Raw genomic sequence first — 14,097 nt, 5'->3', positions numbered from 1 at the left:
CAGAAATCTAGTTCAGATTTCGAAGTAATTTCAAAGATTATGATGATGGATCGTTCGTTGTTATTGTCGGTCATGACAGCATTTTCATGCATCTGACAACGGTACTGTTATGACCTCGCGATCGACGGCAATTTCCTCTCTCGATAGTCAGACCGCTGCGGCTAATCGGCTTCAGAGCAAGATCATCATGGATGCGCCTTCCGATGACCACAACCCGGATGGCGACAATCTGCTCTCCGGTGGTGCGGGTGCCGACCGACTCACGAGTGGCGCAGGAGACGATTGGCTCATCGGCCGAGATGGAAACGACCGGCTTGATGCCGGCATGGGCAATGATGGCCTCGATGGAGGTGCAGGCAACGACTGGCTCTACGGTGGCGACGGGGACGACATCCTCGTAGGCGGGGACGGCGATGACATCCTGTCGCCTGGTGCCGGAAGCAACGTCATCTTGGGCGGATACGGAAATGACAGGATCGATCTGCAGGGGCAGAACATCATTGTCGGCGGCAATGATGCCGATCGATATAGCCTGAACGACTTTGTCGAGGCGGTGACTACTCCAGATATCATCCGTGACTTCGAAGTCGGCTACGGCGGAGATATTCTCGATCTCGCCTCTGCCATCGAGCGCGTGGATCCGCGCAACAACACCGAGTATCCTTGGCTCCTAGACCCCGTCCAACCCTTCACCAGCGGTCTGGTCCGCATTGTGGCCTCCGGCAATGACACTCTCGTACAGGTCAATCTCGAGTGGATCGGCAAGGGGCAGGGATATGGCACCGTTGTGTGGCTGGAGAACGTCGCGCCCGAGCAACTGAGCGCGTACAACTTCAATCCTCCACATCATCCGCTCGGCCAGGTCTCGAGCGCCATCGGCACGGATGAAAGCGACATGTTGACCGGATCACTCGGTGATGACGTGCTCTCAGGCCTTCGCGGACATGACAGCATCCAGGGCAGCGACGGTACGGATCGGATCGATGGTGGCGAGGGCAACGACACGCTGTTCGGCGGCCTTGGCGCCGACACCATCCTGGGCGGTGCCGGCGACGATGAAATCCACGGTGACCCTTTCTTCTGGGGCGGCGACCACTGGTCTCCGGCACCCAAGGCAGGCGGTGCGGACTCCATCGACGGCGGTGACGGCAACGACACGTTCTACGAGTGGCGAGGTGGATCGAACACGATCAACGGCGGAGCGGGAGACGACGTCTTCCATTATGTTTCGAGCCAAGCGGATTGGGGCGGCTACGAATTCTACCCTGACCAGTCCCTCGATCGCCTGACAGGTGGCGAAGGCCGCGATACCTATCTGATCGGGTACCCGCAAAACTCGCCTGCCGATGTGGTCACCGACTTCGCGACCGGATCCGGAGGCGACATCCTGGACGTCTCGGGCTTGCTTTCCGGTCTGCCGGGCTACATCGGGGGCACCAGTCCGTTCGTCACCGGGCATCTCGTCCTGGAGCAGTCCGGCACGGACACGGTGCTCAAGGCGCTGATCGCGCCCTACTACGGCGCGGAGGCAAGCCTGCAGCTCATCCTCACCTTGGAGAACACCCGCGTCGACGACCTCGCGCCGGACAACTTCGTGCCGCCTTACGATCCGACCGGTAACCATGGCGCCGTCACAGGAACGGCGGGGGCGGATAGTCTCGATGGGACAATGGACCCCGAGTTCCTCGAAGGTCTCGACGGTGACGACATCCTCCGTGGTCACGGCGGGAGCGATCTGATCGAGGGCGGTGAGGGCAACAATCATCTGGAGGGTGGGGCAGGGGGCGACGTGATCGACCTCTCGAACGTGACGCGATACCTGCCGGACTATGTGAATGGCAGCGATCCATTCGAGGCGGGCCTCCTGCGCCTGACCGAGAGCGATGGCGACACGATGCTCCAGGCCAAGGTCTCGACAGCGGGATTTTCGACGGTCCTCGTGATGGCGGATATCTCGCTGGATCCCTTCTCGCCCGAGAATTTCGATTGGATGCCGTGAGGGACCGCAAGGCCGGTTCAAGGGATGCGGCCATGGCGGTGAGGGATCCGGGCGCTTGAAAGGAAGAATTTGTCGGCGGCCCATTCACGAGACGGCTTTACCCCGCTACAAGATTGCTCCCTTTCGCGATTGGATCATACCTCATGGCCGCCAGCGTTACCGACCGTTTCCTCCGCTACGTCGTCATCGACACCCAGTCCGACGCCAAGTCCCAGAGCCAGCCTTCCACCGAGAAGCAGAAGAACCTCGGGCGCCTGCTGGTCGAGGAGCTTCTCGAGATCGGTATCTCCGACGCGCATCTCGACGAGCACGGGTATGTCTACGCGACCATTCCATCGAACACGCCGAAGAACAACGTCCCGGTCATCTGCATCTGCGCCCATATGGATACGGCGCCGGATTTCTCCGGCACGAACGTCAAGCCGCAGATCGTCAAAAACTATCAGGGCGGCGATATCAGGCTGCCGGGCGACACCAATCAGGTCATCCGGGTTTCCGACCATCCTGTGCTGAAGGACCTGATCGGCCACGACATCGTCACCTCGGACGGCACCACGTTGCTCGGCGCCGACGACAAGGCGGGCATTGCCGAGATCATGGCGGCCGCCGAGTTCCTGATCAACAACCCGGATATCAAGCACGGCACGATCCGCATCCTCTTCACCACCGACGAGGAGATCGGCCGCGGCGTCGACAAGGTCGATCTCAAAAAGCTTGGCGCCGATTTCGGCTATACATTGGACGGCGAGACGGCCGGCACGATCGAGGACGAGACGTTTTCGGCCGATGCGGTGGAGATCGCCATCAAGGGCGTCGCGATCCATCCGGGCTTCGCCTACGGCAAGATGGAAAACGCCATCCGGATCGCCGGCGACATCATCGCGCGCCTGCCGAGGGACAAGGCGCCCGAGACGACGAAGGGCCGCGACGGCTTCATCCATCCGATCGGCGTCACCGGCGTAATGGAGAAGGCGAACTTGAGCTTCATCATCCGCGACTTCACGGAAGAGGGGCTCAAGACCAAGGAAGCGCTTTTGGAAAACATCACCAAGGAGGTGATGAAGGCCTATCCGGGCTCCAGCTACACCTTCACGGTCAAGGAGCAATACCGCAACATGAAGGTCGTGCTCGATAAGAATCCCGAGATCGTCGAGAACGCCGTGGAAGCGGTCAGGCGCGCCGGCATGGAGCCCGCGCGCGGCAGCATCCGCGGCGGCACGGACGGTTCGCGCCTCTCCTTCATGGGTCTGCCGTGCCCCAACATCTTCGCCGGCGGCCATGCCTTCCATTCGCCGCTGGAATTCGTCAGCAGTCAGGACATGGAGAAGGCCGTGAAGACCGTCGTCGAGCTCGCCAAGGTCTGGGAGGAGCGCGCTTAAAGCGGCTCTTTGCCTATATCGGATGCGTCTATCGGGTTGACCGCCGGTGATTCCATGCACCGGCGGGACCGTCGTCCATGAGGTGGGAGCTGAACTCTGCCTGTGGCCTCCGCCAGGATTATACCTACTCTTGGAACACCATCTCTCTTCTGACCTGAATGGTCATGGCATTTCCGCGCCAGACCACGTTCTTGCCCACCCAAGCGTAAATCCAGATTGCGGGAATAAGACAATCCCGGACGAGGCAGACCAGAGGGTAGCGCCAAGACACGTGCCAGCCCTTGCTTCGTCCCAGCATGAACTCCACACCATACCAGAGCACAGCGACACCGATGAGAGTCGCGAGAAGGCTGAATTCATCGCCTCCCGCCGCATAGGCGCCGGCCAGCAGCGGGAGCACGCCGCTGATCAGGATCTCAGGTGCGAAAAACAGCGGGAATGTGACCCGCCGCAGCCTTGCCCAGCGAGCCTGGCGAATCCAGACCTGACGGGCTGTTCGGATTCCTAATGGTTGCTCGAAGGGGGCCGGCACCAGGTGAACCTGCAGACCCGCCTCACGAACGAGTTTCGTTGCAGCCGCGTCTTCCGCGATTTCGGCTGCAAGCATCCGGATGCCGCCTTGAGCCTCGAGAAAGCTGCGTCGCCAGAGCATGCTCTTGCCTTGAGCAAATCCAAAACCGAGACTCTCGCCGGCATATTGCCAGCGGGCTTGCAGGCTGTTCAGGAAGGCACACTCGACCTCGGCCCAGAAGCCTCTGGGTTGGGACCCGATGGGAGTCGAGCAGACAAGTCCGGTATCGGACTTCCAGTTCATCTGCATCTGCTGGATATAGTCCCGCGGCATGAGGACGTTGGAATCGGCGAGAATGACCCATTCCGACCGTGTCGCGTCCCATCCTTTGACGCAATTATTGAGCTTGGGATTGGGGCTGATCCTGTCATCGCCGACGAGAAGACGAGAGGCGACCCCAGGGTGATTGGCCATCAGCTTGCGAATGAGCGGCACGACCGGGTCATCTGAGTGCGCGACACAGAAGATCAGCTCGTAGCGTGGATATTCCAGGACGAAGCCTGACGCCAATGTTTGCTCGATGCAGGGCTCCAGACCGCAAACGGGCCGAATGATGGTCACAGGCTCGACCAGTTCGTCGGGCGGAGCTTGCCTTGATGGAGCTCGGATCCGCAGCGCCGCGAGGGTGATGCTGATCAGATTGATGAGGGTCAGGAGAAGGCACAAGAGCGCTGCTGCTTCGGTCACTAAGCCTCTCCTGTAGGGCATGCCGATGGGCATCGCTGGTTCGGTGGAGTTAGACAGCCGTTGCGTTTGCATCCACCAGCATCGGCTGCTCATAGAGGTCTGTGCTCGATAGATAGACACCCCGACAGTCGTGTGACTGTTTTCTGTCAGTTTTGCTTCAACTCGATCCGCAAAGCACCGCCGGGAGCGGCCCCCGGATGAACCGGGGGCCAAGTCGCGTTAGAGCACGAAGTCGGCGCTCGCGAAGGTGTGGTTGCCCAGCACCTTGATGGCGAAGTCGGCAGCTCCGTCCCCGTTCGCGTCGCCAGAAACATAGGTGTTTCCATCCGCGAGACGATAGGTGTGAAGTTCGCCCGCCACCTTGTGGAAGCGATCGGAGCCGATGAAGGTGAAGGCTTGGTTTCCTGATGCGCGGGTGTTGGCGTCGATGCCCGACAGGTTGATCTTGTCAGTGCCATGGACAAAGTCGCTGATCGTATCGCCGTTGGCTTCCGATGCCGTGTCGAACACGAAGCTGTCGCCGCCAGTCTTGCCCCAGAGCACGTCGCGGCCGCCATTCCCGTTCAGGATGTCGTTGCCGTCTGTGCCATACAGCGTGTTGTTGTAGCTGTTGCCGACGATGGTCTGCCCGGTGGGTGTGGTCGGAACGGTTGGCGTCGTGGTGCCGACATCGTTCGCCTCGGCCCGCTCCGCCGCATTCGGCGTACCGAAGTTCTGCGTCACGAACACGACCTTGTAGCCGTTGATCATGCCTTCCTTCAGCCCGATTCCGATCTCCTCGAATGAGCCGTTGACGATGTTGGCGTAATGGCCCGGCGAGTTCATCAGATTGGTGTGCAGCTGGCGAACGGTCGCTTCCGTCATTGCGCCGCTCACATAGGCGATGTTCTCGCCCCAGCCCTGCCATCCATAGCCGGCCGACGTCATGCGGGCACCCGCGCTGGAGCCGTTCACGCCGGTGTGGGAGAACGTGTCAGTCTGGTCCATCCAGGCGCTGTGAGCGTCAGACTAATCCAGAAGTTCTCCGTCGAATGTCAGCGGCTTCACGCCGGCATTGGCGCGGGTTTCGTTGATGAGCTGCAAAAAGAGCGTTTCTAAATTGGTTGGTGTCGTCATTCTTGAAAATGCCCCTTGGACAAAGGTTTTAGGCTTACATTCCGTCGCAATGGATCGGTCTTGTTAGAGTTCGGAATGCATGACCGCGCATGGCCCGCCAATGTGTTGACAATGTGATTGCCGGCGCTGCCGCCATCGCCGCGCGAGCAACGCGAGCCGCATCTCCGGCGGCGCGTTAAGACATTGCTAACCATAGGAGCGAGAAGCGGGACTTGCGGCATGCGATGGTGGGGATCCTGCGCTAGGATATGGGAGTTCCCAGGACAAACCGTTCATTTCGCACGATACCGCGCGGACACGATTCATTATGCTGCGTTTCCTCATCCTCCTCACCCTTGTTGCCGTCTTTGCTCATTTGTACGGACCCGTGCTCTTCAGCCGGGCGCCGCTTCTGAGCAAGCTGAAACGCATCCCGATCCAAACCGGTGTCTTTGCCGTTCTGGCGCTCGCGGCCGTCAACGGGTTCCGCAGCGATCCGCAGGTCTTCGAACCGCAGGTGTCCACGACGAAGCAAACGCCCGATGTCGACACGACGGCGGCCATTACACCGCCCGTCGTGCTGGAGCCCCTGCTGCCGAAGGATGCCGCCGCAGCTTGTGTCGAGAATGCCCTGAGCGAAGCCCGCGCAACGGAAGACGTGGTCGCCCAGACATGGCTGTCCTCCGTCGAAGGCTTTTTGGAGACGGCGCCCGGCGAAGTGACGGTTCAATTCGCCGTCGGCCCGCGAGCCGGTCCGCCCAAGGGCCCGCAATGCCGGTCCGAGGCACGCCTCACCTGCGCCGTTGCCGGTCGGGACGTCAGGCCCATCACGCCCGTTCACATGACAGGAGCGCAGATCGCCTGCTGAGCGGGACATCCGGGCCGATCTGGTCCCGATCCCAGGCAGCTGTCCCAAAATGTCTTGCAGATGTCCGAGACGATCAAGCAGACCTGCTTCAAAGGGTTACCCTGACAAGCCACACTGCCGGCCACTTGTGTGCGAGGAGCAAATGCCATGATCGAATCAAGTCGCCTCCGGATTGTCAGAATCGCCCCGATGGCGTGTCCTTTCTCCTTCCTGATGCTCATGACAATGACGGTTCTTGCGCCGACCTCGGTCAATGCCGGACCTTGCAGCGCTGACATCGACCGCCTTCAGGCCGCCGTCGATGCGCGGATCGACACGACTGCCGGGGTTGGGCGGACGGGGCGTGAAAGCACCGCGGCCACAGACCATCGTCAGCCGACTCCGGGCTCCATCGCCCGGGCTGAGGAAAATCTTGGCGAAGGGGCATCCTATGAGCAGGTTCTCGCGGCCCTGACCCAGGCCCGTGCGGCGGATCAGGCCGGCGACGCGACCTCATGCGAACGGGCTCTCGGGGCGGCCCGCAGCGCGATGGAGCGCTAGAGCATCGGACCCAAGAGTGGACCCACTTTTGGGATCCAATCCGATGCTCCTTCTTTGAGCTAGCGCATCGTTCTTTGCGGAAAACCGGGTCCACTTTTCCGTACGATGCGCTAAGCATCGATCCCAAAAGCGACTTCCACTTTTGGGATCGAGCCGAATAGATTGAGACACGCCGTGCGATCCGGTGATCCTGACTCCTGTGCTGTCCGAAAAGATCGGGGCGGCGTCAGTGCAGACCCGACATGATGCGCCGGATGGTTGCCTGGAGCAGCTCGATTGCGGATTCCGGCTGATCGTCGCCGGCAAGCATTGCGAGAGACGCATCACCACGCCCCATCATCGCCGTCTCAAGCACAGCGTAATAGGCGAGATCCCGTGTCCGGCCGCTGGTCTGATCTCGGAGAGAGCTGATCGCTTCGATGATCCCGAGCGATTGCCCGCTGCCGACGAGATCGCAGGCCTTTCTCAAGACGCCGAGGACTGTTGGTTCCATGGGTGCCCCTGTTGAGCCAGGTTCTGCCTGGCCTCATTCCGTTTGTGATGGTCGGCTCAGATGAGACCGAGCGCTTTTAACCAGGTTACCATAACGGATTGGTATCGACCGATGCGTATTGTCGCGCCCGCCTTCGTTCGCTTGCCAGCGGTACCCGTCCGGGCCTAGGGAACGGCCCGATAACCAAAACAACGACTGCTCCGGGGCATCTCAGTGGAAAAAGGCCTGTCAACTCTCGTCCGGCGAATGGTCTCGTTCTCCGGAAACAATCGCTTCATGGCCGCAATTCTCCCGCTGACCGTTCTGACGGTCACGGTGGCTGTCCTCCTCGGCGAGCAAGGCGCGATTGATGCACTGGCCCAGCGCTCGGCTTCCTTGCAGGTGGATCTCAACACGCCACTCGACTACCGGGATTTGGATGGGCCTCAAATTAAGGTTCTCATCCTGCTGGCGTCGGCGGCAGCCGTGCTTCCCGCCTGTCGGTTTTACGAGTTCCTCAAAGGGACGTTGAAGAGCCGTGCGGACAAAGCCTGAGGACGACCGCGTACGGTCACCTGGTGCCGGGGCGGGAGCCGTATAGGTTCAGTCTGGCACGGCACGCGAACGAAAGTGCTCCGGCTCATGTGAGGCCGGAGCGCTTTCGTGAATGCCGTTTTTAGTGTTAGCGCGCCTTCACGGCGTGATCGGTGAAGTCGCTGAAGATGCCATCGACGCCGAGAGCATAGAAGGCTTTGTATTCCGCCGCCGGGTCGCCCTTGAAGTCGGAGGTCAGGCGCTTCGGCTCGCTGCGGAAGGTCCAGGTGAACACCTGGAGACCGGCGGCATGGGCGTCCCTGACCACGCTCGACGGCTCCACGAGCACGCGGTCGCGCTCGTCGATCCTCCCATCGCCGTTGAGATCGTCCGGCTTGCCGTCGTTGTTCTTGTCGACCTGCTTGCTCGCCAGGATGTACGGCTTCCATGGGGCAACGATGTCGGCATAGGTCTTCACCTCGGCCAGACCTTCCTTCGTCAGGAGGTCCTTGTTGGTGCGTTTGTCGCCGACCACCGCGAAATCGTAGGGCTGCGCATAAGGAGCCTCCATCACCATGTTGCCGTCCTTGTCGACATCGGCTCCGTCGACGAGCTGTGCCAGGCGCACGTCGATCCTGGTGTTGAGATACTTGAGGTTCGCGGTCTCGAAGCTCTGGATCACCACGGGAGCGTCCTTGCCGGACCAGCCGGCCTCCTTGAGGATACCTACGAGGCGGTCTTCGATCGGAAGGCCAAGCGCGCCATGGAAGGTGGGATGCTTGGTCTCGGGTGCGATGCCGATGGCGCGCCCGCGCGCCGCCGATTCTGCCTTCACCAAATCGATCACCTCCTGAAGGGTCGGAACCTGAAACTGGCCGTTCTTGGACTGGTCGCGGTCCGCCATGGCCTGCTTGGCGCGCAGTTGCTTGATCTCGGCAAGCGTGAAGTCGCTGGCGAACCAATCCGTCGTGTCGACGCCGTCGACCTTCTTGGTGGTCTTGCGCGACGCGAATTCCGGACGGGTGGCAACATCGGTCGTGCCGCTCAGCATCGGTTCGTGACGGGCGATCAGCACACCGTCCTTGGTCACCACGAGGTCGGGCTCGACGAAGTCGGCTCCCGTCTCGATGGCAAGCTTATAGGCCTCAAGGGTGTGTTCCGGGAGATAGCCGCTGGCGCCACGGTGGGCGACCACGATCGTTCGTTCACCGGTCAGCGTCTTCTCTTGGGCCATGGCTGGACCGAGCAGCGCGGGCATTGATACGGCGAGTGCGCTCAAAATCACAATATGCTTCATGGGATCCTGTTCCTCCTGGACCGGTCACCTGCCATTGAAGCCATGACATCTCAATGACGATGTCGGCGCAATCCCTTCGACCGGCTCGCGGGAGTTATAGGGTTATATTTGTTGATCTCTTCGCTGGACGAAGTGGCCGCAAAGACGCACCATCAGGTCCTCCACTGGAGGCCCCGGATATGGGCGGCTCTGGCAAGTCAATGGTCCAGCGACGTCTGGCAGCGATTCTTGCCGCTGACGTGGTAGGCTTCTCGGCGCTCATGGGCGAGGATGAGGAAGGCACTCTCGCTCAGGTTAAGAGCCTGCGCCGGGAGATCATCGAGCCCAGAGCAACAGACCATCACGGGCGAATTGTGAAGACGACCGGCGATGGTTTCCTGGTTGAGTTCAGCAGCCCAACCGAGTCCGTCCAATGTGCCGTCGAGATGCAGGAAGCCCTTACATCAGGGGGCGCGGAGAATGCCGCTCGCCCGCTCCAGCTGAGGATCGGGATCAATCTTGGAGAGGTCATCTTCGAAGAGGATGGGGATATCTATGGCGACGGGGTTAATATTGCGGCCCGCCTTGAGCAGATGGCCCAACCGGGCAGCATCTGCATTTCGGCCAAGGTTTATGAGGAGGTGAGGGACAAGTTGCCTTACACCTTCCGGGACCGAGGCGAGCGGGCCGTCAAGAACATCGCCAAGCCGGTTCGGATCTACAGCCTCTTTGATGACAGCGTGACAGCAAGTCCGGCAAGCTTGGCGTTACCAGACCGGCCCTCGATAGCCGTTCTGCCGTTCGATTACATGAGCGACAACCGGGATGGCGAATTTCTGGCCGAAGGTCTTTCGGAGGACATTATTGCAGCCCTCTCGCGCATACGGTCGTTCTTCGTCATCGCACGCAACTCGACCTTCACGTACAAAGGACAGGCTGTGAACGTGCAGCAGGTCAGTCAGGAACTCGGTGTCCGTTATGTTCTTGAAGGCAGCGTCAGGCGCAGTCGTGACAAGGTGCGCATCACAGCGCAGTTGATCGACGCAACAACCGGGGTTCACCTTTGGGCGGACCGTTACGATGGCGCAGTCGACGATATTTTCGACCTTCAGGACCGCATCACGGCATGTGTGATCGGGGCGATCCAGCCCTCGATCCGAGCAGCTGAGATCGAACGCTCGCGTCGCAAGCGGCCGGATAGCCTGAATGCTTATGATCTGGTCATGCAGGCTCTGCCCCACGTCTGGTCCCTGGACGCGGCGTCTAATGAGGTTGCGAGCAGGTTGCTCAACGAAGCGCTGAAGCTCGATCCCGCCTATGCTCTCGCTCTGTCCCTTGCCTCCTGGTGCAGCGGACAGCGGGCCATCTATAACTGGTCAACCCACCCGGAGAATGACAGACGTGATGCATTGGAGAAAGCCCGGGCAGCCGCAGACTTGGATTCAGACGATCCGTTCGTGCTGACTGTGCTCGGAGCCGCCCACGCGATCTCCCGCGAGTTTGAGGCCGCGCTGCTGCTGCTGGACAAGGCCCTGGCACTTGATCCGAACTCGGCTTGGGCCTGGAACCGCAGCGGATGGCTACGCACATTCCGCGATGATCCTGAAACCGGAATCGATCACTTCCAGAGAGCAATCCGACTAAGTCCCTTCGATCCTATGGTCTTCAACTCCTATGCTGGGATTGGGGATGCGCATTTCGTGGCCGGGCGCTACGCGGAAGCAGTCCAATGGCTGGAGAGAGCCTATCTTGCTCATCCCAAAGCGTCCTGGATCAACAGGTTCCTCGCTGCATCATATGCACTGGATGGCAGACAGGATGAGGCCAAAGCGTGCGTCCAAAGGCTTCTCACGACGTATCCCGGCCTGACGGTGACAGCAGTGAGAGCTGCTCCTCCATTCAGTCCGGAGGCAATCAATCGCCTGTGTGAGGGTCTACGACGGGCTGGACTACCGGAATGAGCTTGATGATGCAGGCACCAAGCCGATGGGTGCGCGACGAGCACCTCAACGGCCTAGAGCAGCGGACCCAAAAAAGCTCCGGCCGATTGGGCCTGAAGCCGCCACCAGGATTCCTGGTGGCGGCTTTGCCTTCCGAGAAGTGCGAACCTCGCACGAACGTCAGAGAACGAACGTCACGTCATTGATATTGGTGATGCCTTGGACCACCACAATGTCATTGTCGCCGCCGGCAAGAGTCAGTTGGAGATTGCCGTTGACAACCTGGTTACTGAGCACGTCTGCATCGATCACATCCAACTCGGCTTCGCTGTAGCCGATAATGAGGTCCGTCTCCGTCACACCGTTCGCAGTCGCGCCACCGAAGACGAATGTGTCGCCGCCGAGACCACCTGTCAGAGTGTCGTTCCCAGCGCCGCCATCCACAGTGTCATTATCCGCATCGCCAGATATGGAATCGTTACCCGCACCACCTGTCAGAGTGTCGTTCCCGGATCCGCCTGTGATCTCTAGCGCTACGGCGATGTTCGTCTGAGCCGAACCGTCGATGGAGTCGTTACCGCCCAACCCGTCGACGTCGACGCGTTCTCCATTGGTGGTGTCGACGATGATGTTGCCGACATCACGCGTGAACCGGAATCCGCCGGCGAGGTCGGCGATTGTCATGACCTCGGCGGCGTCCGAACCGTTGAAGATCAGAGTGTCGGTGCCCGCACCGCCATCAAAGGTGTCGTTGCCGTCTCCAGGGTTCCAGGTGAAACTGTCGTCGCCATCTCCGCCGAGGGCGGTATCGTTACCGGTGTTGCCGATGATGGAATCATTACCCGCGCCACCCGTGAGGCTGTCGTTTCCGGCGCCACCGCTGATTTCCAGAACAACACTGGCATTCGTCTGGGCAGAGCCATCGATTGTGTCGTCGCCGCCCAATCCGTCCACATCAACGCGCTCAACGTTGGTGGTATCGACCGTGATGCTGCCGACATCACGGAAGAATTGGAAGCCGCCATTGCCCTGCGTCGTGATCGTCATAAGCTCAGCAGCGTCTGAGCCGTTGAAGATCAGCGTGTCCGTGCCGGCCCCGCCATCGAAAGTGTCGTCGCCGTCGCCGGGATCCCATTGGAAACTGTCGTCGCCAAGGCCGCCGGATGCAACGTCATTGCCGGTATTGCCGAGCATCGTGTCATTGCCGTCGCCGCCGTCCAGAATGTCATTGCCGGCACCACCTTCCAGAGAATCGTTGCCGGCGCCGCCGCTGATGTCCAGCACGACGGCGGCATTGGTCTGAGCGGAACCGTCGATGGTGTCGTTGCCGCCGAGGGCATTGACGTCGACCCGCTCCACATTGGTGGTGTCGACGGTGATATCGCCGACATTGCGGAAGAACTGGAAGCCGCCATTGGCAAGGGTCGTGATCGTCATCCGCTCGTCGGCATCCGAACCGTTGAAGATCAGAGTGTCCGTGCCGGCCCCGCCGTCGAAGGTGTCGTCCCCGTCGCCGGGGTCCCATCTGAAGCTGTCGTCGCCGTCTCCGCCAAACGCGACGTCATTGCCGGTACCGCCCCGAAGCACGTCGTTGCCGCTGCCGCCGTCCAGCGTGTCATTGCCGCTGCCCCCCAGCAGAGTGTCGTTGCCTTGCCCGCCGGACAGGCGGTCATTGCCGCTGCCGCCATCGAGAGAGTCGTTGCCTCGGCCTCCCGACAGGCGGTCGCGGCCGCTGCCTCCGAACAGACGGTCGTTACCGTTGCCACCGTCGAGGGTGTCATTGCCGTTGTTGCCGAACAGACGGTCATTGCCGTTGTCGCCGAACAGTCGATCGTTGCCGTTTCCGCCCTCGAGGGTGTCGTTGCCGCTGCGGCCGAACAATCGATCATTGCCGTTGCCGCCGAACAGGCGATCATTGCCGCTGCCGCCATCCAAGGAGTCATTGCCGCCCAGTCCGAGCAGGCGGTCGTTGCCACCTCTCCCAAAGATTCGATCAGCTCCAATGGTGCCAATCAGAGTATCGCGACGTCCACTGCCAAATATGAGTGCCATTCGATCCTCCCAGTTACGGAGAGCTTTCGCTTATGGGGATATAGGGCTTCACTACACCTTCTGTGGTACATCTTTTGCGGTATGCAGGTTACAGTAGCTGGCTGTCATTCCTTCCAATGAGTATATATTGAATGAATATGGCTTTGTTTAAGTTTTTCTGTGAGTTGATTCCTGTTTCCTCTTGAAGATCATGTAATTCTTTGTAGTTATTATGCCTCATAAACAAGAGCGGTCTTCTCGGTATTGTATGTGAGTACAAATCGCTGACTTCATGAACACATAACGAGAGGAAAAGTTCATTAAGTGCCAAAGCGAGCACATTTCATGAGCGCACCGCCTCGGCGACACGGTTCCAGCCGCGATTAATCGAACCAGAGGATGCAGGCTACCGCATCCTCCCGAAGCGCTCTGTGAGAGCGGACGAGCCGTCGCATCCTTACAAGCTTTGCTGACACGTTGCGGTGCTTAGGATTGCCCATACCTCTCGTGGGGGCGTTCAGGGCAGCGACATCTGTCCATCCGATGATCGGTATCGAAGCGGATAACGAGAGGAGGGGTTGCTGTAGCTCGCTGTCGGCGTTGGAGTCCGATCCGAGGAGGGGATTCGGTACGGGAGAAGATTATTCGAAAGAAATGTCCCGCCCGCCCGATGGTGCTCTTATTTGACAACCTTTCGGGCGGGCG

At 60.2% G+C, this 14,097-nt stretch carries 11 protein-coding genes and 1 pseudogene; 6 read left to right on the top strand and 6 right to left on the bottom strand.

Annotated elements, in window-relative coordinates; genetic code table 11:
- The first annotated feature begins 187 nt into the window (after window positions 1–187).
- Window positions 188–1,999, top strand: a complete 1,812-nt coding sequence (locus ACS5Q1_RS15840; protein ID WP_473099116.1) for a calcium-binding protein — start codon at window positions 188–190, stop codon at window positions 1,997–1,999.
- A gap of 143 nt (window positions 2,000–2,142) precedes the next feature.
- Window positions 2,143–3,378: a peptidase T gene (gene pepT / locus ACS5Q1_RS15835; protein ID WP_473099115.1), complete on the top strand. Its 1,236-nt coding sequence runs from the start codon at window positions 2,143–2,145 to the stop codon at window positions 3,376–3,378.
- Between the two features lie 124 nt (window positions 3,379–3,502).
- Here pepT and ACS5Q1_RS15830 read toward each other — a convergent pair whose 3' ends face one another.
- The 3 genes and pseudogenes from ACS5Q1_RS15830 to ACS5Q1_RS15820 all read right to left on the bottom strand — a co-directional run.
- A complete protein-coding gene (locus tag ACS5Q1_RS15830; protein ID WP_473099114.1) occupies window positions 3,503–4,657 on the bottom strand; it encodes a ceramide glucosyltransferase in 1,155 nt (384 codons plus the stop codon).
- Window positions 4,658–4,855: 198 nt separating this feature from the next.
- A complete protein-coding gene (locus tag ACS5Q1_RS15825; protein ID WP_473099155.1) occupies window positions 4,856–5,383 on the bottom strand; it encodes a M10 family metallopeptidase C-terminal domain-containing protein in 528 nt (175 codons plus the stop codon).
- Window positions 5,357–5,626 (bottom strand): annotated as a pseudogene (locus tag ACS5Q1_RS15820) (CAP domain-containing protein); the annotation flags it as partial. The gene ACS5Q1_RS15825 and the pseudogene ACS5Q1_RS15820, both read right to left, overlap by 27 nt.
- 433 nt (window positions 5,627–6,059) lie before the next feature.
- Here ACS5Q1_RS15820 and ACS5Q1_RS15815 point away from each other — a divergent pair.
- Window positions 6,060–6,599: a hypothetical protein gene (locus tag ACS5Q1_RS15815; RefSeq protein WP_473099113.1), complete on the top strand. Its 540-nt coding sequence runs from the start codon at window positions 6,060–6,062 to the stop codon at window positions 6,597–6,599.
- Window positions 6,600–6,746: 147 nt separating this feature from the next.
- Window positions 6,747–7,139, top strand: coding sequence for a hypothetical protein (locus ACS5Q1_RS15810; RefSeq protein ID WP_473099112.1), 393 nt, complete (start codon window positions 6,747–6,749; stop codon window positions 7,137–7,139).
- 226 nt (window positions 7,140–7,365) lie between these two features.
- Here ACS5Q1_RS15810 and ACS5Q1_RS15805 read toward each other — a convergent pair whose 3' ends face one another.
- Window positions 7,366–7,632 (bottom strand): hypothetical protein, encoded by a 267-nt coding sequence (locus ACS5Q1_RS15805; RefSeq protein ID WP_473099111.1) that lies wholly within the window; start codon window positions 7,630–7,632, stop codon window positions 7,366–7,368.
- Window positions 7,633–7,908: 276 nt separating this feature from the next.
- Between ACS5Q1_RS15805 and ACS5Q1_RS15800 the strand changes: the two genes are divergently transcribed.
- A complete protein-coding gene (locus tag ACS5Q1_RS15800) occupies window positions 7,909–8,166 on the top strand; it encodes a hypothetical protein (protein ID WP_473099110.1) in 258 nt (85 codons plus the stop codon).
- Between the two features lie 127 nt (window positions 8,167–8,293).
- Here ACS5Q1_RS15800 and ACS5Q1_RS15795 read toward each other — a convergent pair whose 3' ends face one another.
- Window positions 8,294–9,442, bottom strand: coding sequence for a glycerophosphodiester phosphodiesterase (locus ACS5Q1_RS15795; protein ID WP_473099109.1), 1,149 nt, complete (start codon window positions 9,440–9,442; stop codon window positions 8,294–8,296).
- A 179-nt stretch (window positions 9,443–9,621) separates the two neighbouring features.
- Here ACS5Q1_RS15795 and ACS5Q1_RS15790 point away from each other — a divergent pair, with 179 nt between their 5' ends.
- Window positions 9,622–11,382, top strand: coding sequence for an adenylate/guanylate cyclase domain-containing protein (locus tag ACS5Q1_RS15790; protein ID WP_473099108.1), 1,761 nt, complete (start codon window positions 9,622–9,624; stop codon window positions 11,380–11,382).
- Window positions 11,383–11,541: 159 nt separating this feature from the next.
- Here ACS5Q1_RS15790 and ACS5Q1_RS15785 read toward each other — a convergent pair whose 3' ends face one another.
- A complete protein-coding gene (locus ACS5Q1_RS15785; protein ID WP_473099107.1) occupies window positions 11,542–13,413 on the bottom strand; it encodes a calcium-binding protein in 1,872 nt (623 codons plus the stop codon).
- Window positions 13,414–14,097: the final 684 nt, after the last annotated feature.

The organism is Microvirga sp. GN3 (assembly GCF_055792825.1).
The sequence above is the reverse complement of the archived record's forward strand: the minus strand, read 5'-3'. Positions and strand labels throughout refer to the sequence as shown.